Source organism: Emticicia sp. BO119 (assembly GCF_013912375.1).
Taxonomy (GTDB): Bacteria; Bacteroidota; Bacteroidia; order Cytophagales; family Spirosomataceae; genus Emticicia.
In genome coordinates this window covers 37,533-58,995 of sequence record NZ_JACETV010000005.1, presented here as the reverse complement: position 1 = coordinate 58,995, position 21,463 = coordinate 37,533, and the positions used below count along the sequence as shown (strand labels likewise).

The 21,463-nt window shown below is 37.1% G+C and carries 32 protein-coding genes; 1 reads left to right on the top strand and 31 read right to left on the bottom strand.

All coding sequences use genetic code 11. The annotated features are described in order from the left end of the window. The 31 genes from H1R81_RS16680 to H1R81_RS16530 all read right to left on the bottom strand — a co-directional run bounded on the left by H1R81_RS16680 (nucleotide 1) and on the right by H1R81_RS16530 (nucleotide 20,601). Nucleotides 1-459: a hypothetical protein gene (locus H1R81_RS16680; protein ID WP_181841891.1), complete on the bottom strand. Its 459-nt coding sequence runs from the start codon at nucleotides 457-459 to the stop codon at nucleotides 1-3. 24 nt (nucleotides 460-483) lie between these two features. Beyond that, entirely contained in the window at nucleotides 484-738 is a 255-nt protein-coding gene (locus tag H1R81_RS16675) for a hypothetical protein (protein WP_181841890.1), read from the bottom strand. An 83-nt stretch (nucleotides 739-821) separates the two neighbouring features. Next, complete coding sequence (locus H1R81_RS16670; RefSeq protein ID WP_181841889.1) at nucleotides 822-1,022, bottom strand: hypothetical protein; 201 nt, start codon at nucleotides 1,020-1,022, stop codon at nucleotides 822-824. A gap of 58 nt (nucleotides 1,023-1,080) precedes the next feature. Further along, a complete protein-coding gene (locus H1R81_RS16665) occupies nucleotides 1,081-2,484 on the bottom strand; it encodes a phage portal protein (protein ID WP_181841888.1) in 1,404 nt (467 codons plus the stop codon). 301 nt (nucleotides 2,485-2,785) lie between these two features. Then, nucleotides 2,786-3,157 (bottom strand): hypothetical protein, encoded by a 372-nt coding sequence (locus tag H1R81_RS16660; protein WP_181841887.1) that lies wholly within the window; start codon nucleotides 3,155-3,157, stop codon nucleotides 2,786-2,788. A gap of 105 nt (nucleotides 3,158-3,262) precedes the next feature. Further along, entirely contained in the window at nucleotides 3,263-4,801 is a 1,539-nt protein-coding gene (locus tag H1R81_RS16655; protein ID WP_181841886.1) for a terminase large subunit domain-containing protein, read from the bottom strand. Then, a complete protein-coding gene (locus H1R81_RS16650; protein ID WP_181841885.1) occupies nucleotides 4,782-5,330 on the bottom strand; it encodes a hypothetical protein in 549 nt (182 codons plus the stop codon). The genes H1R81_RS16655 and H1R81_RS16650 overlap by 20 nt, the downstream gene beginning before the upstream one ends. Nucleotides 5,331-5,358: 28 nt before the next feature. After that, nucleotides 5,359-5,631, bottom strand: a complete 273-nt coding sequence (locus tag H1R81_RS16645) for a DUF4031 domain-containing protein (protein WP_181841884.1) — start codon at nucleotides 5,629-5,631, stop codon at nucleotides 5,359-5,361. Between the two features lie 151 nt (nucleotides 5,632-5,782). Further along, nucleotides 5,783-6,097: a YopX family protein gene (locus H1R81_RS16640; protein ID WP_181841883.1), complete on the bottom strand. Its 315-nt coding sequence runs from the start codon at nucleotides 6,095-6,097 to the stop codon at nucleotides 5,783-5,785. Nucleotides 6,098-6,101: 4 nt separating this feature from the next. Then, the gene (locus H1R81_RS16635; RefSeq protein WP_181841882.1) at nucleotides 6,102-6,575 is read right to left on the bottom strand and encodes a hypothetical protein; all 474 of its coding nucleotides are present in this window, start codon (nucleotides 6,573-6,575) and stop codon (nucleotides 6,102-6,104) included. Continuing rightward, nucleotides 6,572-6,796, bottom strand: coding sequence for a hypothetical protein (locus tag H1R81_RS16630; RefSeq protein ID WP_181841881.1), 225 nt, complete (start codon nucleotides 6,794-6,796; stop codon nucleotides 6,572-6,574). The genes H1R81_RS16635 and H1R81_RS16630 overlap by 4 nt, the downstream gene beginning before the upstream one ends. A gap of 45 nt (nucleotides 6,797-6,841) precedes the next feature. Beyond that, nucleotides 6,842-7,357, bottom strand: coding sequence for a hypothetical protein (locus H1R81_RS16625; RefSeq protein WP_181841880.1), 516 nt, complete (start codon nucleotides 7,355-7,357; stop codon nucleotides 6,842-6,844). Nucleotides 7,358-7,386: 29 nt separating this feature from the next. Continuing rightward, a complete protein-coding gene (locus tag H1R81_RS16620; protein WP_181841879.1) occupies nucleotides 7,387-7,776 on the bottom strand; it encodes a hypothetical protein in 390 nt (129 codons plus the stop codon). 3 nt (nucleotides 7,777-7,779) lie between these two features. Further along, nucleotides 7,780-8,061, bottom strand: coding sequence for a DUF4326 domain-containing protein (locus tag H1R81_RS16615; RefSeq protein ID WP_181841878.1), 282 nt, complete (start codon nucleotides 8,059-8,061; stop codon nucleotides 7,780-7,782). A gap of 10 nt (nucleotides 8,062-8,071) precedes the next feature. Beyond that, nucleotides 8,072-8,563: a hypothetical protein gene (locus H1R81_RS16610; RefSeq protein WP_181841877.1), complete on the bottom strand. Its 492-nt coding sequence runs from the start codon at nucleotides 8,561-8,563 to the stop codon at nucleotides 8,072-8,074. Nucleotides 8,564-8,572: 9 nt separating this feature from the next. Continuing rightward, nucleotides 8,573-10,627, bottom strand: a complete 2,055-nt coding sequence (locus H1R81_RS16605; protein ID WP_181841876.1) for a DNA cytosine methyltransferase — start codon at nucleotides 10,625-10,627, stop codon at nucleotides 8,573-8,575. A 2-nt stretch (nucleotides 10,628-10,629) separates the two neighbouring features. Further along, on the bottom strand, nucleotides 10,630-11,574 hold the full coding sequence (locus H1R81_RS16600; protein ID WP_181841875.1) for an AAA family ATPase: 945 nt from the start codon (nucleotides 11,572-11,574) through the stop codon (nucleotides 10,630-10,632). Then, a complete protein-coding gene (locus H1R81_RS16595; protein WP_181841874.1) occupies nucleotides 11,516-12,448 on the bottom strand; it encodes a hypothetical protein in 933 nt (310 codons plus the stop codon). Before H1R81_RS16595 ends, H1R81_RS16600 begins: the two co-directional genes overlap by 59 nt. 15 nt (nucleotides 12,449-12,463) lie before the next feature. After that, nucleotides 12,464-12,757 carry a hypothetical protein gene (locus H1R81_RS16590; protein WP_181841873.1) on the bottom strand — a complete coding sequence of 98 codons (294 nt, stop codon included), beginning with the start codon at nucleotides 12,755-12,757 and terminating at the stop codon, nucleotides 12,464-12,466. After that, on the bottom strand, nucleotides 12,741-13,706 hold the full coding sequence (locus H1R81_RS16585; RefSeq protein WP_181841872.1) for an RNA-directed DNA polymerase: 966 nt from the start codon (nucleotides 13,704-13,706) through the stop codon (nucleotides 12,741-12,743). The genes H1R81_RS16590 and H1R81_RS16585 overlap by 17 nt, the downstream gene beginning before the upstream one ends. 205 nt (nucleotides 13,707-13,911) lie before the next feature. Then, nucleotides 13,912-14,292 (bottom strand): hypothetical protein, encoded by a 381-nt coding sequence (locus H1R81_RS16580; protein ID WP_181841871.1) that lies wholly within the window; start codon nucleotides 14,290-14,292, stop codon nucleotides 13,912-13,914. Continuing rightward, nucleotides 14,292-14,732: a hypothetical protein gene (locus H1R81_RS16575; protein WP_181841870.1), complete on the bottom strand. Its 441-nt coding sequence runs from the start codon at nucleotides 14,730-14,732 to the stop codon at nucleotides 14,292-14,294. Before H1R81_RS16575 ends, H1R81_RS16580 begins: the two co-directional genes overlap by 1 nt. A 4-nt stretch (nucleotides 14,733-14,736) precedes the next feature. Next, a complete protein-coding gene (locus H1R81_RS16570; RefSeq protein WP_181841869.1) occupies nucleotides 14,737-17,226 on the bottom strand; it encodes a DNA methyltransferase in 2,490 nt (829 codons plus the stop codon). Then, nucleotides 17,223-17,468, bottom strand: coding sequence for a hypothetical protein (locus H1R81_RS16565; RefSeq protein ID WP_181841868.1), 246 nt, complete (start codon nucleotides 17,466-17,468; stop codon nucleotides 17,223-17,225). Before H1R81_RS16565 ends, H1R81_RS16570 begins: the two co-directional genes overlap by 4 nt. A gap of 40 nt (nucleotides 17,469-17,508) precedes the next feature. Then, the gene (locus tag H1R81_RS16560) at nucleotides 17,509-18,024 is read right to left on the bottom strand and encodes a hypothetical protein (RefSeq protein WP_181841867.1); all 516 of its coding nucleotides are present in this window, start codon (nucleotides 18,022-18,024) and stop codon (nucleotides 17,509-17,511) included. 52 nt (nucleotides 18,025-18,076) lie between these two features. Beyond that, nucleotides 18,077-18,376, bottom strand: coding sequence for a helix-turn-helix domain-containing protein (locus tag H1R81_RS16555; protein ID WP_181841866.1), 300 nt, complete (start codon nucleotides 18,374-18,376; stop codon nucleotides 18,077-18,079). 77 nt (nucleotides 18,377-18,453) lie between these two features. After that, entirely contained in the window at nucleotides 18,454-19,158 is a 705-nt protein-coding gene (locus tag H1R81_RS16550; RefSeq protein ID WP_181841865.1) for an ERF family protein, read from the bottom strand. A gap of 127 nt (nucleotides 19,159-19,285) precedes the next feature. Then, entirely contained in the window at nucleotides 19,286-19,519 is a 234-nt protein-coding gene (locus H1R81_RS16545; protein ID WP_181841864.1) for a hypothetical protein, read from the bottom strand. Nucleotides 19,520-19,521: 2 nt separating this feature from the next. Further along, nucleotides 19,522-19,830 (bottom strand): hypothetical protein, encoded by a 309-nt coding sequence (locus tag H1R81_RS16540; protein ID WP_181841863.1) that lies wholly within the window; start codon nucleotides 19,828-19,830, stop codon nucleotides 19,522-19,524. Nucleotides 19,831-19,975: 145 nt separating this feature from the next. Next, complete coding sequence (locus tag H1R81_RS16535) at nucleotides 19,976-20,347, bottom strand: hypothetical protein (RefSeq protein ID WP_181841862.1); 372 nt, start codon at nucleotides 20,345-20,347, stop codon at nucleotides 19,976-19,978. A 2-nt stretch (nucleotides 20,348-20,349) separates the two neighbouring features. Continuing rightward, nucleotides 20,350-20,601 carry a hypothetical protein gene (locus tag H1R81_RS16530; RefSeq protein WP_181841861.1) on the bottom strand — a complete coding sequence of 84 codons (252 nt, stop codon included), beginning with the start codon at nucleotides 20,599-20,601 and terminating at the stop codon, nucleotides 20,350-20,352. Nucleotides 20,602-20,727: 126 nt separating this feature from the next. On the opposite strand from H1R81_RS16530, the gene H1R81_RS16525 reads away from it, so the two are divergent. After that, entirely contained in the window at nucleotides 20,728-21,444 is a 717-nt protein-coding gene (locus H1R81_RS16525) for a hypothetical protein (RefSeq protein WP_181841860.1), read from the top strand. Nucleotides 21,445-21,463: the final 19 nt, after the last annotated feature.

Below are 21,463 nucleotides of genomic sequence, written 5' to 3'. Positions count from 1 at the left end.
TTAATATAGTTCTGGACTCTCAACTTTTATTCCATTACCATTCATAGCTTTCAAAAGAATTTCTTCTTTATAGCCTACCCATATTTCTTCGATAGGTGTAGTTTGAAGCACATAGGCACCTACGCGATCCTCCAGATATGTTTTAAAACCTCCAAAGTACTTTCTACCATACCATTCAAAGAAGAATTTGATTTTCAATTGGATAGGCAGTTTTATTACTAACAAAACATCTGACTTTTTAACACTAAAAAAGCTGGGTGTTAAAGGTTTATTGAAAGTCATAAGCGATACCCACAACTTACCAGTAAACAGAATCATCAAGCGTTCTTTAAACGACAACTTCCAACACGAGATAAATTCGCCTTGTGGTGAATCGGCTTTGAATCCCGGTAGAGGTTGATATTCTGGTTGGTTTTTGGCGTAGACTGTGTTTTGCCCTAGAAAGTGGATTGGTTTCATGAATTTTGGGTTTGATTGAAATTATTAAGAAATTAACTCACAACATTTTTTTAAATAATCGGTGTTGCACACACCATAATTCCCATCTTCATGTTTTGTTACCCAATCGCCAACGCTGGCGAATTTATTATCATTAATGATAATCACATTTGCCCGGGAATTGAATTTGCAATTTTCTTGAAATGAATCTCCCCATAGTTCTATCATTTCATCGTAAGTGTATATGCCTAAAAATTGAACAGCTTCAAGTGTTGCTGGAATGGTTCTAAACTTATCCATATTTTTGGGTTTAATTACGCATTTGAAAATTTATCGGTAGGCAGCACCTTCCTTAAATTGACAATTGCTATTGAGTGAATATTTTAAAGTACTGCCTTCAATTCATCTTTCTCCCTCGAAATCTCACATTCCAAATGCCATGATTCTTTTGCCCCTTGCAAAAGCTTATACACTAAACCGCCATCAGCTCGAGCCTCAAAAGCGGTAATCATCCACATTTCTTGCGCTGGGTCATGTTTAAGAAAAACTAACTCTTGAAAATCGTATTTGGTAGTGATTGTCATCTGGAGATATATAATTTCATAAGAATTTTGTATATAATAATACGCGATTATTGTATTTCTAAATAGTTGGATTTGAATCCTCAATCAACCTGGCCGCCTCTTCTTCCTGCTGAATCAACTCAAGCTCTCCATCCACATCATCCACCAAACCAGACTTGGCAACAGAAGTTCTTTGTGATAGAATCGGCTTACCACCATTGGCCTCAATCAGGTTTTTAATAACAGAACCCATATCATTGATCATGAAAGGAGTAATCTCTGAACGAATATCAAGCTTATCCAATAAAGCCTTAGAACCCGGATTCATCCACGCAATAAAAGCTTTTATCACGCTGATTCTTCTCTGCAAATACTCATCGAAAATCTCTCGTTTCTCCTGCACCTTCAAATGAGCATCCATAAACAACATTTCAAGCGCAACGCCTGAGATACCTTGCTTGAGGTCTTTTAGCGTGTCAAATGAAATGTCAGGCGTTTGAGTGAATGAATATATAACCTTGAATAAGTTGTCTATTTCAAGCTTGATAGATTCAGGTGCATGGTCCCAACTCAAATATTCAGCCTTAGAACCTAATTCACCTTGAATTACCGCCCCAGGTTCTCCTTTACCTGCCCACTCTCCAATTTCTCCTTGAACAAATATTTTTGGATTTGCATGATAATCATTGATTTCAGCATGATTACTCAAAAGATTCTCTAATCTTTCAATCGCTGTTTGTACATCAGCCCAATCAGACTGCGCTTCCTGGGCAAAAACAATAGGTATTTTTTTGATTGGGTTATCATAGGCCTCTACTTCCTCCCATTTATCGCCTTTCTCAAAAAGCTTGTATTCTTCATCCGTATATACTTCAAAATACGATATTTCTTTGCCTTCTACCTTTCTACTGTAAGCCCGGCAAAAAGCTGTCATATCCCCATACTTGTCAAAATAGGGATAGAGCTCATCACCTTCCCAAGGGCTAAGCTTTAAAACTTTAATTCTATAAGGCGTATCAAAACCATAATCTTTATGAGTAGGATCAGTTTTCTCACCATGAGCAAACCAGATTTCGGCTACCTGAGTGGCTCTGTATAGGTCTCGGGCAATCTTTCTATTAAAACTATCTACTTTGTTGCTGTAGAGGATTTTCTTGATAGCCTCCAGTAGCGAAACTTCCTGCTTGCTCTGAGTCTGACAAACAACTTTAACAGGATTACCGAAAATGAAACTGACAGAAGCATTGACAATCTTTTTTTGAAAAGGCAGTCCTAACCGGTTAACCTTTTCTATCCGGTCAAGAGACTGGCCATCTTCTTTCATGATGTTTCGATCAGGCCTATTGACAGGATCAAAAACAGGATGCTCAGTTACTTCATACTGCTTTTTTAACTCATTAATTTTTGGCTGCTCGGCATGATCCTTGAAAAACTTGATGGTCTTTTCTATATCGTCAACTTCGGAGATGTCAAATACTTTCATCTATCATTTTTTTATCAAATATAATTAATTATTATATGTATAACATACATATAAATTAAAATAAAAAAGGAGGATTGATTCAATCCCCCCTTTAGTAAACCCTAACCTAAACTAAGAAAAAAACTACTCAGAAATTCTACCGCTTGCCGTAGCACCTGCGCCTACTTCAATAAAGGAACTATATTCATCTTTTGTTCTGTGCGAATGGAAGAGGACTCGAACCTCAATAAAACACCTTGTATTCTATTCAAACAGGTTCAGATACTTTTACATAGCTGAACCTGGTAATAACCTGGCCGGATTAGACGGATAACAAAGATAGTCGTTCCGGTATTTCCTTTATATGATTGCTTCCTTGCACAACTAATTCACTGCACCAAATCCACTTTTTATGGGGTTTATTAGTGAATTCTTGTGTTTTTAATGGAGGTTTTTCTTGCAGTGCTGTAAATCCTGATTCTGTCTTTTCAAATGAATAGTCAATTGATTGGCCTACAGGTGCATATACATCCAAAGGCAAATAAACTGCTACCTGGAAACCTAAATCGAGTGAGGGTGTCACTGCTTCGATTTTGGCAACCTGTTTTTGAAGATCTGAATCATGATTTTGTGGTGCAGCCAATGCTACTGCTGAAAAGCAGAATAAAAGCAGAGATGCAATGAGTTTTTTCATGATACTTGATTTGAGTTTGTGGGAATAGTCCCGATTTGAGGAGTAAATATATATGATATTTTTATATGTACAATATACATATAAAAAATTTTCAAGAATGAACTTTCACCTAAATAAAGATCCCAGATTCTTTTTTATTTTAAACTGTTTCAAATCAAACCATTCCCGTAACATAAACATATCCAATAAGTCAGGAGATTCATTATTAAGGATTGTTTTCATTTCTTCTTTTGAAATAATACGCTTCTTGCCATCTGTATCAACCTTATCTTTTTTGATAGCCTTTCTCTCATGAAGAAAACGCTGCCTGACTGTCATTTTCTGATCATACATCAGGTTAGCTACTTCATCAGATATGTGATATTCTCCATCGGATACTGCATAGCCGGAACGATAATAGAGTTGTGTTTTGAGGTTAAAATAGTTTTCTTGTATAGTTTTACCGCTAACAGGGTCTTTTACATCTACTACCTTTCCATTCCCTCTAAAAGGGATAGCCCCTGTAATATAGCCATCAATAAAACCTCCAACGCCATCTGCATCATAAATAATATTCTTATTTTGTACATGATGAGCTTTGGCCATGTCTGCAATTTCCTTCACTACCTCTGGCCCTTTAGATTTATCAATAATAGCTATATCCTCTAATGATTTACCTTCCCAATAACCCACAATAAACTTATTAGAGCCTTCTAATGCTATGTCAGCCGTAATAAACCTTTCAGAAGTATTGACCTGATATAGATTATTAAACACCCCTAAAAAATCCTGATACTTATAAATGTCTAAATCGGATGGAACAAACTTCCAATTGCCCTTGAACAATTGCAACTGAGTTTGTTCATCCTGTGCGAGTAGGTTCCCCAGATATGCTGGGTCAACTTCTAAGAGTTTCTTGTTTTCGTAGATAGATCCTGATATAAAGGTGATAGACTTTATAAAATCCTCTTTCCTTAATCCTGATTCACCTATAATATCATCTAAAAAATATGCAGCCTTTTCATATACCTCATCAATCGAATTCCCCCAGATATAATTAGCACCACTTTTGACAAAGTATCTTAATTTACCGTTTCTTTCAGCTATTGGAAACCCATCTTCACCAATCCACCATTCAATCAGGTTATACACCCAGCTTTCGGGGTCTGGATTGCAGGTAGCTCTTACATAAGGCTTGATGCCACACACCGACCTGTTACGTGATAGCAGGTAAAAAAACATTTTTTCCGAAAAATGCGTGAGCTCATCAAAGGCGATGAAAGGTATTTGAGAGCCTTGCCAGTCCAGCACATTCTTTTCATGCTCAATATGTGCAAACTTTAGCTTATTATTCCTGCCATTCTCCAACTCAAACAACCATTCCAGATTAGATTCACGAGGTCGAGCCTTTGGTAGTTTTGAATATAGGCTCATGGAAGTGTCCCACAAACCACCTTCATTCTTCACCTGTGTAGTTGTACGTCTGAATACTACACCACCAAATCCAGGGGTTTTAGTGATGTGTTTGAGAGGATCTAACAATAGGCAGAAAGTTTTACCAACACCTGCTGCTGCGCCACCTATCACTATATCAGCGCCAGAAGATAAGGCCATCATCTGATAGCCTATTTGGGGTTCTATATACTCAACCGTTCCTGCCGTCATCTGGTAGTCTAAAAATGGTTACTGGTGGGAGTTTTTCGCCTGCTGAGGTATGGTCAACTTCCTGTTTATCTCTCCAGTATTTTGGCTGGCGGTTTTTAAGCCAGAAGATTTGCGCTGTGGTATCTGGAATTACTTCTTTAGTAACAACTTTTGTTTTTGTAAAGCCATTTCCCTCGTCCGGGAGAAAATCTTCGTCGAGTATTTCTTCGTCAACATCTTCTATACTTCCTCCCTTTTTATCAAACTTTATAGAGGTCACCTCTTTGTAATTATATCCAGTGGCTCTTTTATAGAGGCTCTTGACAACCTCAACATCGGCAAACTCCTTTGCCTTTTTTATGGACTCCAAGAAACTTGGATTGTTTTTTTTCCAATTGTTAATAGTAGATTCAGCTACCTCAAAGAATTTAGCCAGGTCCTCATCAGTTGCTCCTAAAAGACAGTAGTTATAAGCCTGCTTATCATATTCAGGTTGGTAGGTAGTTCTTTTAATTCCCTTGGCATACTTATTTCCTTTTTCCGCTGGCATAATTTACCTATTTATCTATTCAAATATACTAATATTCCGACACTTTCCCTTCATAGGTTCGTTCTCTAATTATTTTATTCAATTCTCTAAACCTCACTTCTTTTGCCCCTAAATTCAATGCTTTTGCTTTTTTTGAGAGGCAAATATCAAAGTGTTCGCGTGCGGTGTCATACTCTTGAATCCACTTGGTATTTACACCTATTTTTCTTGCCATATCAAGCAATTCAGCTCTAGTGTCGGCAATCATATGACACATAGTCATTTTGCCAAATTTAGCATTGAAATCATCTATATATACCATTTCGAAAATATATCAGATAAAAGTGACTATTAAAGAACCTCTAAAAACTACATACATATTTTTTGATTTTCTATCTAAATACGAACCATCCTTATATTGGCTTATAAAAATTTCGATAGTCCTGACGGTAGAAATGTTTGCCCGATAGCAATTAACTATTCACCACCTCAACCGCATTCAACTGATTGCCTTTTCCTTTCAAGTTAGCAAAGTTTTCAGCGAAACTTATGAATCTTCCATTGCCATGAGGCTCTGAATTGTCATGCACTAAATAGCCAAAAGCACCGCGTTGATAAACTACACTATAACCCATACCACTATTTAACATTACAACGTCCTTATGATAAATTTCCTTACCATTCCGGTCTACAAGTCCCGTAAACTGTCCAACCTGATTAGAGTGAGACTCTGAAAACTCTAACGTGCTCCCTGCTTCAATATCTTTAAACTTGATTATTCTTTCCATGTTTTTAATAGGCTTGGCTTAATTCCTTATTTTTCTCTGTCAGATACGACTGCCCCCAGATACATTTAGCAGATAAGCTATTAGCAATTGAAACAATCAATGATTCAGGTGCTTTATTTTGATGTAACCTGGGAGCTTTCTTGATTACTGTTACATACTTTTCATTGACGTAAATCAAACCTGCGTAGGACGGCACTTCATGTTTCTTTATCAGGTTTTCAGGACAAGCGAAATAAAAATAATTGACTCCTGTTTCTATGCCCTGCGAAAAGTACTGATGCTTTGTTTTTGCGAAATCTCGATTAAAGTCAGAACGGCTTATTTTGATTTCGATGTCTGTCAATAGTTTTTTCTTTGACATTATCAGAATATCAGGATTGAATATTTTCCAGCCTCCCGAAAATCCGCAAATCTGTAAGGTTTTGCCTTTATGGTAATAATATTTTTGAACCACAGAGGCTATTTCTTTTGAGGTCATTGTTTGTCAATTATATCGTTGACGACAACGTTATCATCCTCATCTAATTTCCAACATTTAGGACAATAAGTTTTCCCATCATTAGCTACGTGCCATTCGGACTCCATTAATCCGTTTTCTGTATCACTTTTATCAAAGTGACCAGCACAATCATTATCATCCAACCATGGCTCCCCGCAGTCATCGCAGGTTGCAACGTATATTGTTTCAGTTGTTATCATGTGAGTGTTTTATTGAATTTTGCTTTTGGTTTTTATTACTTTTTTTTAACTCTGTTTTACTCGGTCACAGATTTCATCAAAAGCGTCAAAAACGGCTTTGAGCCACGGCTTAACCGATTCCCCATAAGGGATACTTTCATACTCAAATCCTGATGGCCTATGATTATAGGCATAATCCTTATATTCTCGCCCATCATAAGTATGATCAAGTAACTCATTCAAATATTCTTTTTCTTCCTCATTCCAATCTTCCTGCAATAGTTCTTTGATCGATTTTTCTGTTTTTTCAGAATCGTATTCATGAGTAATTTGAGTTGAACTAATGACAGCTTTTTCGCACCAATACCCATCACTTACCTTTTCATCTTTGCTTGGGTAAAAACTCCTGCAAAATACCCAATTCCCAAAATCACCTGTCACTAACAATACACCATCGATATTTGTAAACTTAACACTATGGATATAAGTGTCAGGTTTTTTAAGCAAATGAGTTGTTGCCTTTTCATTGATTTGCGTTATCGTCAATTCATGTTTGCTGAAATCTATTTTTGTTCTTTTCATTGTATTGATATTTAACTCCTATAACAAATTTACTTTTTGCTTATCATCACCTCTTCAAGTGATTTAGTTAATTGATACTTTTTCAACAGTGCATTGTATTCCTCTACAAAACTATCCTGAACCGCCTCCGGCTTTTGCGCCAGATTAAAATGCATTTCGAAATACTGCCCTATCTCAATAGTGCCAGCGTGGAGTTGCTCAAGCTCTTCAATACTCAAAGTATCTTTAGGCTTGTTTAATGGATTACAGAAATCATTTATCTGTGATTCCAGGGCATTACAAAAATTTCGTATGAAATTTTTAGGCAGTTGTTTAAAGCCCTTATGATACCAGAGGTTATACTCTTCAATAAAAATGATGATATGCTGAATATAGAAATTCAGCACTAACATGGCTTCGTCACTGGTTAGTGGTTTCATGATTTAACTATTAGCAATTTCTAACAATAAATCCCCATGGCAGGCAACACCTACCGGGCAATAACAGGCTAAATTCTTGCCTTTTAATTGCTGTTTAATCAGTTTCAAAGTCTCCTCATTCGAAATGAGTTGTTTGAACTTCTCAATACTTTCCTCTCTTGTCATCGTTTCACCGATTTTGAAAGGATTGCCCCAGCGAGTACCTCTGGTTACGCAGACGGTGTTTGCTGGTAGTTTGAACCCTTTGGTTCTTTTGCGTTGTATTCGGGTTGGGTTAGTTGTCATAATTTTATTGTCATTGCCCAGAATAGCGGTTTAATGAAGAAATATAAGCTTCTAATTTCTGATCAAACTCTTGAATAGACTCGCAGGTCTTAACCAACTTCTGGAGTTCAACAACAGTTTGATATTTTGTAGTAGCTTCAAAGCTATATTCTTTCTTCTCTCCTTTAAAAGTTACTTGAAACCGATACGGTTTGGTCATATTGTCCCTGAGTCTTTTAGCAGCAAAGTAATAATCAGAGTTTTTCGTGTCATTATATAATGCTAATACCCTTCTGTATTCCCAATACCTTCCATATCTTTCAAGTGTTGTTTTCTTTTTATTAGTTTTGGGCTTGGTTTTCGACTTGATGTCTTTATCAAAGTCTAATAAAGAATATCCTTCTATTTCCTTTGAAAGAGTTTCATAAGCGAAGATTGGAGATTTTTTCCATAAACGCTTCGCCCTTAGTTTTCTCCTTCGAGATTGAATAGCCGCTTCTGAAAATTTATATCCTTTCTCCATTGAAAAAAATCAGATATTAAGATTTGCTAATGCCTCTATCCAGTACTTCACCACCAAAGGCACTACACTATTACCGATAAACTTCTTTTGGTCTGACTGATTTCCGACTAACTTATAATCAGATGGAAAACCCTGTATTTTCAATAATTCAGGTACTTTGAGCATACGCATCTTTATATCGACAATGCCATAAAGAGCCATAAACTCTTTGATTTTTACCATCACCTCCGAATCAGTTTCATAAACAGGTATTTGATAAGAGCCTTCAACAGCATTCATCAAATAAAGCGGAGATTTGTCCTGTCTTGCAACAATCACCGGACAAGGATTTTCGATTGATTGTGTATGCCCGCCATGCGAGGGGTATAATAAATACATATGGCGTCTACTTGATACTATTGTTGGTGATGGATTGTCAATAGATGAGCCTTGATTAGCATAGTTTGTATTGACAATGAAAGGTTGGCAACTCATTAGACAGTGTTTGTCATTGGATAGAATAGCACCTGCAGGTTGCTCAATAGATTGATGGTTTAATGTTCCTGAATACTGTTTGTCATTCCAATTCTGATTTTTGACAATATTTACCAATCGTTGTTTAGGTGTATTCAAAAGTGTTCCGCTTGGACTATCAATAGAAGTAACCTTTTGCCCTGATCCATACTGTGTTTCAATGAAACTGCAATTGACCTTACACATTCTATCCGAAGTAGTCAACGTTGCTGATGGTACCTCAACCGACTGAATTTTGTTATCCGGGCGGCCAGAATTGTACTTAGTCAAAAAACACTCGACTTTAGCAATTCTGTCTTTGGTGGTAATAGTGCTTGCAGGATTTTCAACGCTCAAAACGTTTTCGCCTGTTTTATGGTATTTGCACAAAAAAGAAGATTGCACTAATGAATGATGGTCAACTGTGGTTATAGTTCCTGCTGGGTTATTTATTGATTGAACTTTACTATCCGGATGTCCGCTGAAATTCTTTTGTAGAAAAGCTGCATTAACTACTCCCAATCTATTCTGACAAGCGATTGTCGGACATGGTTCATCCGTAGATGGTGCCTGATAGCCTCCTGATCTGTTCATCGAATTATACTTAATCAGAAAGTTTTCTTTTCCACCTGCCACGAACCTAACTAAGCCTGCATAAATACGCTCCAATGAGGCATCAACTAAAGGAGTATTTCTATTGAATATACTACTTCCTTCGTCTGAAAAATCAAGTACTTCTTTAACAGGCATCCACTTATGCAGATTACCGAACAAAGGATTTTTGGCAGGAACTTTCGCATGGGTAGGTTTAGGAAATACAATTGGTAAGATATCTTTGGCGAAAATTCCAAACAGCCTGTTTCGGCTTGTGTAAGCGCCAAAGTCTGCGCTATTGAGTTCCTTCCATTCATCTCTATATCCAAACTCCTGACAAATGAACTCACGCCACTTAATCCAGTCAATACCGTTCTTCCTTGATTCAGGCTGAGCATTCCAGATTGGCTTCCATTTTCCTGACAATAAATCTTTATTTTTTGGTTTACGATTAGTGTTTATATCCAAATTTTCGTAAGCATGTTCCCATTGAAGCGCATATTCAAAATTACAACAAGGGTATCCATCCTCTGATTTAACTACCTTTGCTGTCAACGGCCCCCAGCTCATAAATTCTACCACATTCTCAATTTGAATGTAATCGGGCTTAAGCGCATCAACATATCGAGGCAACCCCCAAGCTAATGTTCTACTGTCAGCGTCGCGCGGCTGTCCGCCTTTGGCTTTTGAAAAGTTTGTACATTCTAAACTCGCCCATAAAATCACTTTCGCTTCTGGATAAAGCTTTCTATAGTGATTTGTCAAAGAAATAAGTTCAGTCAAATCAAGTGTTAAAATGTCTTCTTCAAAATGAACCACTTCAGGATGATTAGCCCAGTGGCTTTTAATAGCCTTTGGGTCATGGTTCACACAGGCAATCACTTTAGCTATTCCATTTTTAGCCATTTCAAAGCCTAATGTAGTTCCACCAGCTCCACAAAAGAGATCAACAATTATAAATTTCGGTGCTTGATTCATCCTTAAAAATTCCCTCTCCGGTTAGGTGCTTTACTATCCTGTGTAATCACATTAAACATATCATAAATCCGGCTTGCGGCTGCTTCTCCGTAAAGTGCTGATAACTTATCCTCATACACTTCATTCCCTTTGATTTCAGCGTTTGAAATCATATGAATCCGAACGTTAGGCTTGTCATAAAGCTCCATGATAACCCTTTCCATTACATTGACCGGCGTACTCTGATAACCTGCCCCTTTCGGAATGACACTTAACTGCTCACGGCCTACCTCTTCAATCAGGATTTCATATTGTGTAAATCCGAATTCGTTCTGTTCTTCAGAAATCGGTGCTTCTGTCAGAATCTTATTCATCGTTCTTTCAGGATCCTTCACATAGCTATCTACAATATCCTGAGCTTTGTATATCCTGAATGATGCCATCGGATTGTCTTTGAAAGCTGCCAGAAGTGTAGATTTTCCGGTACCTACAGGCCCTAACAAACAAATACCTTTATTCCTGTCAAACGGTTGAGGCAAGAAACTACCCGGATGAAAGTATCTCAATAGAATTTCGAAACTACTTTTTACGTATTCATCCATCAAATACTTTTTGCCAGCGTTTCTTTCGCCTACCAGCGCATCCAGGTTTTGAAGAACCTTGGCCTTTAAATCAGCATCAGAAATACTTCGCATGGCTTGCAAATGCTTAATTCTGAATTCTGCTGATTCTTGCGCTATTCTTTCGGCCTCCAGTCTTTGTTGTTTTTTCAGATAGTCGTATGACTTACCAAAAAAATCACTGGCCATTTTACCGGCTAACTCTCTGATGAAATCCTTTTTCAAATCTTCACCAATAGCCGTAATATGGCTATGAGTTGACAAAATTTCAAACACAGCACTATAAATGCTATCCTGCAAAGGTTTTAACTCCAGCTGCTGAAATTCGCCATTTGAACCCGTTTTCATCAGTTTCGATTCTTGAATCGTCTGTCCCGGGTTGTTCGACGATGACGCGGCCGGTCTTTTTGGTACGCTGTACGCTCCCTGATCTTCCATTTTGCTCTTGTCTTAGAATTTGTGGTAAAAACTTCACCCATCTTATAAAATGACTCAAGGCGTCTGATATATCCACCCATTTCAGATTTTCTTTCAGTCCAAATTTCTCTGAAACAAACCTCTCAACAACCTGAGAATAATTTTCTTTCGGTATTACAGCATTTTTGACCGCTATCTTACAGGTTTCGTTGTTGAGTAATTCTTCTGTCAGCTTCTCAGGCGTTACCTGATTTCTTGCAATCTCTTTGGCGGCATCCGTATGCACCTGAACGAAAGAAGGTTTTTCGCTTTCAATTTTTTTTTCAAAAACGCTTTTTTCTGTAGGGGTAGTTATTTCATTTAGTTTAGTTTCGTTTAGTTTAATTAATGGGTATAGGTTAGGTTCTACATTAGGTTGTAGGTTAGGGTATGGGTTAGGTTGTAGGTTAGGTGTCAAATTTTGATACCTAATTGAGTTATCCACATTTTCATCTGTAATAGATTCTACTTTAGGTTGTAGTTTAGGTGTCAAAATTTGATACCTTGTTTTATCGCCATGTCCTTTACCACCTATAAAAAAATCAATTAATCCTACTTGTTTGAGACGGTTACGAGAAGTCTTCATCGTATTAATACTCATTCCGACGTTGACAGATGTCTTTGCATCTGAATGCCAGAAATCATTCACCCAGCCTAAACCATTTGCCGTTTTTACGAGGTAAAAATAAAGCTTGGTTTCCCAGCCCGTAAATTGAGCACCGTCGTCTAATTTCCAAAAATTATTAATCAATTCTATATAGTTCATTGCCTGCCCACACTTTTACGTAAACTGATACATCTCGTTCTCTTCTACAATCGTCGTTTCAAATGGAAATCCGTCTTTTGGTACCTTTTGAATAGATTCTATCAACATTTTAGAGCCAGTGAAAACCAGATGTTTTTTATCGCCGACTTCAATTTGCAGATAGAGACATTTACCTTTGAAAACCGTTGAATCTTTAATTTCAAAACCTAACACGACTATCTCCTTGTTGAGGATTTTACTAATTTTGATTTTGTCACCTACAAAAGTTTTTTGTTCATTTTTAATTTCAAAGTCACTGAATTTCTTCATTTGATAGCAATTTCTTTATCAGATTCCGGCAGTTACCATGCTTTGCCCAGCCTTTGTAAGAGGCAATGCTCGCAGGTCCTTTACCTGCTTTCACTGCTCTGGCAAATCGTTGTTTGATGGATTTCCTAAGTTTTGTATGCGTATGAAAACACACATACCCTACAAAGTCTATTCCTCTTGCATCAACCGGAAACACCTGATAATTAGGTTTTATAATCAGCTTTAAGTTGTTTAGTAGATATGCTCTACATTCGGCCAGAAGTGTATGTAAATGCACTTTACTATCTGACAGTATTACAATATCATCCGCATAACGAAAATAATACTTCACTTTTTTGACTTCTTTGAGCCAATGATCGAAGTAGGTCAAATAGAAGTTAGCCAGATATTGACTAAGATAATTGCCTATAGGCAGACCTGGCGCACTATCAATGATTTCATCCAGTAACCAAAGCAGATCATTGTCTTTGATTTTTTTTCGCAATAAATCTTTAAGAATGTCATGGTTTACTGATGGATAAAATTTAGTTATATCAAACTTCAAACAATACATAGTACCTTCGACGTCTTTGAGCGCCTTTTTAAGGTTTCTTAATGTATTATGTATGCCCTTCCCTTTGATACAGCTATATGAATCTGCCGTAAATACTGACATAAAAACTGGCTCCAGAATATTCAAAATAGCATAATGTAATATTCTATCTGGGAAATAAGGCAACCTATAAACATCTCTCTCTTTAGGCTCAAATACTTTAAAAACTGCATAGGCAGAGGTATTGTAGGTTTTGTTTATCAGCATCTGATGAAGCGTATGTAGGTTCTCATCCTGATTGCGATTATGAACTATCACACCATATTGTTTAGCTTTTCCTTGCTGTGCAAGGCGATCAGCTCTATACAAGTTATTGATGTCGTATATGCTCGTGTATAAATTGCCTATTCTTTTCATTGCCTCTGTTTTAGTAGGTCATTTTCCTTTTTAGTACTCATGCCCGTTAGAACTTTTATTTTTTGCATTGTTAGCAAGGTGTACGCTGCAAAGATTTTACAGATATGGGAGCTGACGTTCGAGTTATCGTTGTCGTTATCGTAGTCGTTATACGAGAAACCCGAGGGCGAACCCGACCACGCAGCGCAGCGTACCACCCAATATTTTATTGAATGACCATCAAATCTTTGTAAAGCTCAAGGTGCGTTTGCCCAACATATCTGGCAATCTCCCTTGATGGAAAAACGAGGCGGGAGCCGACGCTCGAGTAAGCGAAGTCGTAACCGAAGACGTTAAACGAGAAACCCGAGGGCGAACCCGACGAATTCTCCATATCAAACCAAGGATAGTATTTGTACTGGCCAAAGTCATTCCAGTCAATCTTTTTATCCTCAGCTTTCCAGGCTGCTTCGCTTATAATAAAAAGCTTATATACTGCTGTGAGTGCCTTTGCATGGCCTTCATCAATACCTTCTACTTGTGGTAATATATTTGGGTCTTTACCTAAACTGATGGCAGCTGCTTCGAATGTTTTTAAATGTTCCATTAGTTGATATACTGATTATAGATTTCAATAAATTGTTTACCTGCATAGATGGCTATTTCTCTGCTTTTGAAAGTGAGGCGGGAGCCGACGCGCGAGTAATCGTTGACGCTAACGTAGCCGCAATACGAGAAACCCGAGGGCGAACCTTTCGCATAAAACCAAGGATAATACTTATATTCATTTGTGCTCTCATAAGTCATCCACTCGCCACCATTGATGGCTTTAGTTATATGAGTCAGTTGCATATAAGCTAATACATCAGAAGGTAATTCTTTGTGCTTTTCAAGCCATTCAGTATAATTGATATCTAAAAAGCTAAAAGCATCTTCTACAGTTGTGATTGTTTTGTAATCAAAGGTTTGTCTTCTTACCTCCGCCTCCTGATCAGGCGTTAAAAGAATTTCTACCTTCTTTCCGTTGTGTTCTGCTATTGCTTTCATTATTTTATAAATTGAAAAGTTCCAACACACTATTTTTCTTTAGCTCTGCATTTCGGCAGTGCTTTACTCCATCATCGAAATAAGATGCGTTTAATTCTATCCCTAAACCTTTTCTATCCATTAGAAGGGCTACATAAGGCACTGACATTATCCCACCAAAAGGATCTAATACCCATTCACCTTTATTGGAGTATCTTTCAATTACTCTTTCAGTTATATCCAGTTGTAGCGGGCAGATATGCTTATTAAGATTCTTCTTAGCCTGATCTGAATTCAGCGTTTTCATACGGGTAATATCATCCCATACATCAGGGTGATGTGACTGCGGAGGTACTGACATAAAAGAACTTGGTAACTTGCCAATTGAATCTAATTTCTCACAGATTTCCACATGTTTGTCATAATTATATCCTTCTGCAAATTCCAGTTCTTTCCAGATTGTTAAAACATCTGATAAATCAAGCTTTTTCAAAGTATCAGTATCAAATAATCGTTCTCCTGAGCTTTTCCAGAATGCATGTGCATCTAATTGCCATTTGGCTCTTGTGTACTCCTGTTTTGAATGCACAACTGGTATATCTGCATAAGCATTGGATGAATCCGTGGGAGCTTTTCGGAATATCAGAACATATTCAGGAAGACCGTTCCCCATCTTTGTACCGTCTTTGCATTTCTCCGACCAGCCTAAACGGTAGGTTTGATTATTTTCCTGCACTACATCAGTTGTGATAGTAATGCGTGAAAGCAAATGAAAGCCATGTTTGCGGAATGAAGTCACAGTCTCATCTGAAAACGGGTCAATTGACGTGAATCCTGTTCCATTCATATAAGAATACCTGATGCGGTCCTTTACATGTATAGCTGCAATTCTACCTGGTTGTAGCACTCGATAAAGCTCTGGCACTAGAAAATCCATTTGCCTAAAAAAGGCTTCGTTTGTCTCATTATGTCCGAAACAATTGTAATTTTCCGAATACTCATAATGATTGCCAAATGGGATAGAAGTAACTATCAGCCCAACTGAATTATCTGGCATATTTCTGGTTTCCTCTACACAATCATTATTGATTACTCTGAAATTATTTCCTTTCACTTCCCGACGTCCAACAAACATTTCTCTTTTCAATTCAGATTTATATAAATCCGAATTAAGACCGTATTCCTGAATAATTTCAGTCATTTCAGTTTGAAGCGTGATATGGTTCTGCCATTTCTCTTCAAGGGCCTTTAATATATCTTCTTCTGCGTCAGTGTAGATAATATGCACTTCAACCTGTTTTTCCTGCATGAATCGGTAGATACGATGCACCGCCTGAATGAAGTCATTGAACTTATAATCAATCCCTACAAATATGGCTTTGTTGCAATAGTATTGAAAATTACAACCTGAGCCTGCTATTTCCGGCTTAGTTGAAAGGTATTTATATTTACCCTCAGAAAACCCGATGAGATAATCTTCCCTCTGGTCCAGATCCTGTGACCCCCAAACACTTTTGCAATCAGTCCCTAATTCCCGCTGAATCTCTTTTCTCTCATCTTCTAAATGATGCCATAATAGAAAATTATCGTCCGGGTTTTCTGAAAGAATCTCTTTCATTTTTTCAAGCCTATAAGGGATTGATTTGCGCTTTTCTACTGCTGCATCGGGCAAAGACTTGGAACTATTGGCAATAATAGTGCCTTGTCCTGTTTTCTTATCAAATCTGGCTTCTCTGTCAAACTTTACCAGATGTCTATGTATTTTGATAGGAGGAAGGTCATAGCCTGTATTGTCATAACCTAAATCCGATGGCTTGGTAATAAAACAGGCCCAGCTACTCATCCAGAACCAGAATTCTTTGATGCGTTTTTCGTATAAAGTAAGATTCCCTGCAGTAGTACTATCACGTTGAAAGAACCTTGTAAGTGCCTGACCTCTATCCATGATGCCCAGAAATTCAGCGTAGTTGATAAGCTCCAAATATCTGTTCGGTGATGGCGTAGCTGTACAGGCAAATATGAAAGAAATTGACGAGAATTCCTTCATGATTACATCTGTTGTTTCCGTTGACAAACCTCTTAAAATAGATGACTCATCCAATGTCAATGAGATAAACACCCGGGGATTTATATCACCTTTTCTTATACGCTCATAGTTAGTGATATAATACTTACAATCACCTGTTACCTGATTTGAGTTTGTGATATATCTGATTTCTTCAATACCAATTTTCTTGGCATCACGCATGAACTCTAGTTTAACTCCAAGTGGACAAACGATTAAGTGATTACCCCCTTCACACTCATCTATCTGGCGATGAATTTCTAATTGAATCAGTGTTTTGCCTAATCCAAAAGAGGCGAAAATCGCTCTTTTGCCTCCGGCTATAGCCCACTTAACTAAATCCTTTTGATGTGGCATCAAAACAGGATGTATATCTGTATAAGCTATTTCAAAGCCTGTTTTTTCGGCAAGCTTTATTTTATCGTTTAAGAAATCCTGATAAGCACTCATAACAGTTCAACAGTTATAATATTTTTCAAATACACGCTAGCAATAGCTAACTTAGGCTCTCTTGTAATATTTCCTACACGAATCTTTCGGTAATGCGTTTGCTCAATATCGATTCTTGCTAAACCTTTGTCTGAATCAATCACATCAAGCACTTTTCCTACTACTGGAGCACCTGTTTTACAAGATGCCTTTACTTTTTTACCGATATATTTTCGAAAGCTTTCGGTGATAGTTTCTTTCATAATTGCAGTTATTTTATTCAGGAGTTATCTCCTTCAATACCTAATCACCCTGGAGAATCGTTATTTTATCTCCAGACATTTTAGCCAAAGCTTTTAAACCAGTTACTTTATCGTCCTGATTAGAGAAAAGATCAAATTGAATAGATGGTTTTCTGTCCAGACAAAACCGCTCAAACTGATATTCCAGCTCTTTGACACATGTTTTCAATTGCTCATGCTTCTCATAAAAATCATAGGCAATCAAAGGCGTTTTAATTTCCACGGTACCAACACTTGTATTGATTTCAAAAGTAAGTACAATCCCTAAAGCACAATTATCTTTACTCTTAATTTCAACCCCTCGGATATATATTTTAGTATCCTTTCTCAATTTGTCCACTACTTCAAAAACGTGGCTTTCAAACCCCTCCAGAGCTGTATAAAATGCCGCTTGAGGTGTATGTACAAAAACCCTGGACTTATTGACAAATCTGGTATCATTATCGTATTCCTCTGAATACTTGGCTTCTACCAGATTATCATCATTGAGTTTTATTTTTTGTAAGATTATTTCCATAATGCTTGTTGGTTTATTACTACCGTTTACTTATATACGCAAAACTTATTTTTTATGAACTGGCAACAAAAACCTTATTTGGTTTAGGTTTAACTTTCCCAGCTTCCAGCCAGGCTTGCAGATCCGATTTTTTAAAGTAAAGCTTTCTCATCCTTAGAATAGAAGGCACATTTTTATTTTGTCGGAGAGCTGTCTTAGTAGTGCCCAGATATTCGGCCGCACTTTCCAATGTCAAATAAACTTCATCTCTTTCTTTAGGCTCCGAAAGCCGTTTCACCTCCTGTTTAAGCTCCCCTATTTGAGTTAACAATAGGGCTACGGCTTCCGGTAAATTGTTATGTGTTACTTCCATGTCACCATTGTTTTAATTTAATACAAACCGCCACCGCAAAGCAGTAGCGGTGTATAATTCACAACTTTATTTACGACCTATGCCACACGCTCTAAAGCTTTCTTTTTTAAAAGTTCTTCGTTCGGCTTAGTAACTACATACTTCTCTCTGATTTTTTCAATTTTCCCTCCATTCACTAAAAAATCAACTGCTCTATTCCATTCATTTATTTCTGACATAGTCAGTTCAGGCAATTGAGGTATTTTGACAGATGGTTGTGTGAGGGTGCTTGATGGGTTATTGGGTTTAATCGTTTTTTGTTGGTTAGTGGCAGGAGAAGGCGTTTCAGGAGCAGGATTATTGATTGATTTATCATAGCTATCCTTACCTTTTTTAATATGAAAAAATTGTTCTACATAATACCTTTCCCCATAGGCAAGCGCAGAACCAACACCCTTATCCCAATCATTCATGCCATTGGCAGAAAAATGGCCCTCAAGAAACTCTCCTGTTTCACAGCAAATCCATGTAAATTTCATGTGTACTGTTGACAGAATCTCAGACTTTGCTTTGCCTGCATTAGTATTGTAGTCTTGGCGAGTATTTTCTATGCCAATAATTTCATGGTGAAGCAAAACGCCTACTTCATCCATCAAAGGACGAACGACGCTAAATAATTTATCATCACTCGTGTAGGTGTAGCTAACACCCCCTACATCCCTTTTTTTATCATGTTCTAAGGTTCTGATAGCTTTCTGAATCTGCCAGAGCTTCTTTAAAATCGTTGTATTATTCTGTGTCATGTCAGTAAATAAGTTGATTGATTAATTGAACTTTAAATAAAGGTTCTTAAAACAAAATACAGTACAAACAAGCCCCCTATAATTGGAAATACCCAGTCGAGGATATGCCAGATTTTATTGAGCGTTTTCATAAGCATTTCAAAAAGAAGATAACGATAAAAGGAATCGCTATCGCAATCAGTATAAACATATCTCGTTTGAATGAACCAAAATCAAAACCTTCACTATGATAACCTTTCGGTTTCAGGTTGGGCGCATCACCTAATCTGATTGTGAGCATAAGCACCAAAGCTAATATACTTACCAGGAATAGCACGGCTATTCCTACAGAGGGGTTTGTTAAATTGACAGGACCTTTCATAGTTACCAGATTTGAAAAGTATGAAAACATAACCATTTGTTTGCACCTAAATCCCACACCCGAACCAAATCATCCTTTACCCATATTTCACCAACCACCTCAATCTGGCGAGTCGTTTTTTCAGATGTCTTTAGTTTCCAGAACGTCACTTCTCCTGTTACCAAAGCCTTTACCAGCTTCCATGCCTGCCGCATGGCTTCTCCCCATGCATTTCGGCCTCTACAGCCTTTCTGTTGCATTTTTTTGTATATCATGCGCGCATACTCCCATGCTGCGCTTGCTTTTTGATTAAATGTTGCTAAATTTGTCATTGTCATGTTTATTGATATTTATGAATGCCCTGTATCGTCGATGCCAGTCGCCTTACAGGGCGTTTGTTTTTACAGTGTTTTTAAAATATCCCCTCCCTCATTGAAAGAGGGGTATCTATCCTCCTTTTATCTAACCCTAAATCATTTATCTTTGACGTTCAGAAAAAGCACCTCCTACAAGCGCAGGAGGGTTTAAGTCTATGTTACTAAACGCGATACTCTTCTCAGACAACTGCCGCTCATAAACCCGGGCCTCTTCAATACATTCCCACAAAAACCTATATACATTCACAAGCTTTGCCGGTTCAGCTATAAATTCTTTTTCTTCCAGAATCGCTTCGCCTTCTGTATTTATATCTCTGATGAACGACACCATCACTCCCTCGGCTGTAGTAACTACTGTAAAGCCTTTCGGTATCTGATAGATACCTTCTAATACATAAAGCGATAGCTCCGTGTAATGCAGGATTTTTAGCTGTAAAGCTGCTGGGTTTTCGGTTTCTGTCAGGGTGTTCATGGTTATTCAGTTAATTTGTGTTTTGAAACGATTTCATCAATGACCACATCATGCCATGGCTTTATACCTGAGCCTCTTTTAGTTAAACCTCTGAAAACCCATTCCCCGAAACCCTTAATCATAAAGTCTTTTTTGAAAGTATTGACCAACGCAGGATACTTCTCTATCAAAAGTTGTAAACGGTTAAGCGGAATTTCCCTCTTTTCATTAGGGGTTTCTACGTGATTTTCGACAATATCTTTTGTTAATTCCATTTTTGTTGTCTATTTTGTGTTGACATTGTCAACCTTTTTGTTTGACGTTTCAAAATTACAACTTTTTTCCAACATTCAAAATATATTCCAACTTTTTTCAAACATTTTTTGGAAGATTAATTCTTTATGACTGATTTTAAGGATAGTATTAACAACATTAAGTTTAATAGAGCGGTTGAAATATTGAAATTAGAAAGGCCAGTAACCGAAATTTCATTAAAGACTGGTCGAAATAAAGGAAGTATTAGTGCATATCTAAATAATAAAACTCATGTCACAAAAAATTTTTTGCAACTTTTTTGTGAAAAGTTTGAAATTGAGGATTTAGATACATTTTTAAGTAAAACGGATTTATTGGTCAATGGAAATAATAAATATTTATATAGAGAATTGTCTGATGGTGGCTACGAAATTCAAGTCCCACTTATTCCATTTGAAGCATACGCAAAATACCTTGATGTATTTAATGATGCACATATAATAAAAGATTTTAAATCCATCGTATTTATTATTGAGAAAATTGAAAAGGGAAATTATTTAGCATTTAAAGTATCTGGTGATAGTATGAATGGAGGTTTAATCGATGATTCACCAAATAAATCCGTTGTATTGGGTTTTGAAATACCAGTTATTTCTTGGCTTGATGGGGGATTAAAAGAAAGTCAGTATGGATGGGTGATTTTGACTCATAAAAATATCCTGTTTAAAGATATTATAGGGATTGACATCTCATTAGGAACAATAAAATGCCACTCACGCAACCCCTCTCCGGAATACTCAGATTTTGAGCTTTCTTTAAATGAAGTTTATCAGATATTTAAAGTAATAAAAAGATTTTTTTAATTATTAATCAACAAACATT

Coding starts and splice junctions, on each gene's coding strand:
- H1R81_RS16585 (WP_181841872.1), bottom strand. CDS start 13,706: ATGAAAAGAATAGGCAATTTATACACGAGCATATACGACATCAATAAC.
- H1R81_RS16615 (WP_181841878.1), bottom strand. CDS start 8,061: ATGACAACTAACCCAACCCGAATACAACGCAAAAGAACCAAAGGGTTC.
- H1R81_RS16640 (WP_181841883.1), bottom strand. CDS start 6,097: ATGGAAAGAATAATCAAGTTTAAAGATATTGAAGCAGGGAGCACGTTA.
- H1R81_RS16605 (WP_181841876.1), bottom strand. CDS start 10,627: ATGAATCAAGCACCGAAATTTATAATTGTTGATCTCTTTTGTGGAGCT.
- H1R81_RS16545 (WP_181841864.1), bottom strand. CDS start 19,519: ATGAAAGGTCCTGTCAATTTAACAAACCCCTCTGTAGGAATAGCCGTG.
- H1R81_RS16650 (WP_181841885.1), bottom strand. CDS start 5,330: ATGCCAGCGGAAAAAGGAAATAAGTATGCCAAGGGAATTAAAAGAACT.
- H1R81_RS16635 (WP_181841882.1), bottom strand. CDS start 6,575: ATGACCTCAAAAGAAATAGCCTCTGTGGTTCAAAAATATTATTACCAT.
- H1R81_RS16575 (WP_181841870.1), bottom strand. CDS start 14,732: ATGAAAGCAATAGCAGAACACAACGGAAAGAAGGTAGAAATTCTTTTA.
- H1R81_RS16630 (WP_181841881.1), bottom strand. CDS start 6,796: ATGATAACAACTGAAACAATATACGTTGCAACCTGCGATGACTGCGGG.
- H1R81_RS16525 (WP_181841860.1), top strand. CDS start 20,728: ATGACTGATTTTAAGGATAGTATTAACAACATTAAGTTTAATAGAGCG.
- H1R81_RS16580 (WP_181841871.1), bottom strand. CDS start 14,292: ATGGAACATTTAAAAACATTCGAAGCAGCTGCCATCAGTTTAGGTAAA.
- H1R81_RS16565 (WP_181841868.1), bottom strand. CDS start 17,468: ATGAAAGAAACTATCACCGAAAGCTTTCGAAAATATATCGGTAAAAAA.
- H1R81_RS16550 (WP_181841865.1), bottom strand. CDS start 19,158: ATGACACAGAATAATACAACGATTTTAAAGAAGCTCTGGCAGATTCAG.
- H1R81_RS16625 (WP_181841880.1), bottom strand. CDS start 7,357: ATGAAAAGAACAAAAATAGATTTCAGCAAACATGAATTGACGATAACG.
- H1R81_RS16660 (WP_181841887.1), bottom strand. CDS start 3,157: ATGAAAAAACTCATTGCATCTCTGCTTTTATTCTGCTTTTCAGCAGTA.
- H1R81_RS16600 (WP_181841875.1), bottom strand. CDS start 11,574: ATGAAAACGGGTTCAAATGGCGAATTTCAGCAGCTGGAGTTAAAACCT.
- H1R81_RS16670 (WP_181841889.1), bottom strand. CDS start 1,022: ATGACAATCACTACCAAATACGATTTTCAAGAGTTAGTTTTTCTTAAA.
- H1R81_RS16665 (WP_181841888.1), bottom strand. CDS start 2,484: ATGAAAGTATTTGACATCTCCGAAGTTGACGATATAGAAAAGACCATC.
- H1R81_RS16570 (WP_181841869.1), bottom strand. CDS start 17,226: ATGAGTGCTTATCAGGATTTCTTAAACGATAAAATAAAGCTTGCCGAA.
- H1R81_RS16680 (WP_181841891.1), bottom strand. CDS start 459: ATGAAACCAATCCACTTTCTAGGGCAAAACACAGTCTACGCCAAAAAC.
- H1R81_RS16560 (WP_181841867.1), bottom strand. CDS start 18,024: ATGGAAATAATCTTACAAAAAATAAAACTCAATGATGATAATCTGGTA.
- H1R81_RS16590 (WP_181841873.1), bottom strand. CDS start 12,757: ATGAAGAAATTCAGTGACTTTGAAATTAAAAATGAACAAAAAACTTTT.
- H1R81_RS16540 (WP_181841863.1), bottom strand. CDS start 19,830: ATGACAAATTTAGCAACATTTAATCAAAAAGCAAGCGCAGCATGGGAG.
- H1R81_RS16675 (WP_181841890.1), bottom strand. CDS start 738: ATGGATAAGTTTAGAACCATTCCAGCAACACTTGAAGCTGTTCAATTT.
- H1R81_RS16555 (WP_181841866.1), bottom strand. CDS start 18,376: ATGGAAGTAACACATAACAATTTACCGGAAGCCGTAGCCCTATTGTTA.
- H1R81_RS16620 (WP_181841879.1), bottom strand. CDS start 7,776: ATGAAACCACTAACCAGTGACGAAGCCATGTTAGTGCTGAATTTCTAT.
- H1R81_RS16645 (WP_181841884.1), bottom strand. CDS start 5,631: ATGGTATATATAGATGATTTCAATGCTAAATTTGGCAAAATGACTATG.
- H1R81_RS16610 (WP_181841877.1), bottom strand. CDS start 8,563: ATGGAGAAAGGATATAAATTTTCAGAAGCGGCTATTCAATCTCGAAGG.
- H1R81_RS16595 (WP_181841874.1), bottom strand. CDS start 12,448: ATGAACTATATAGAATTGATTAATAATTTTTGGAAATTAGACGACGGT.
- H1R81_RS16530 (WP_181841861.1), bottom strand. CDS start 20,601: ATGGAATTAACAAAAGATATTGTCGAAAATCACGTAGAAACCCCTAAT.
- H1R81_RS16535 (WP_181841862.1), bottom strand. CDS start 20,347: ATGAACACCCTGACAGAAACCGAAAACCCAGCAGCTTTACAGCTAAAA.
- H1R81_RS16655 (WP_181841886.1), bottom strand. CDS start 4,801: ATGACGGCAGGAACGGTTGAGTATATAGAACCCCAAATAGGCTATCAG.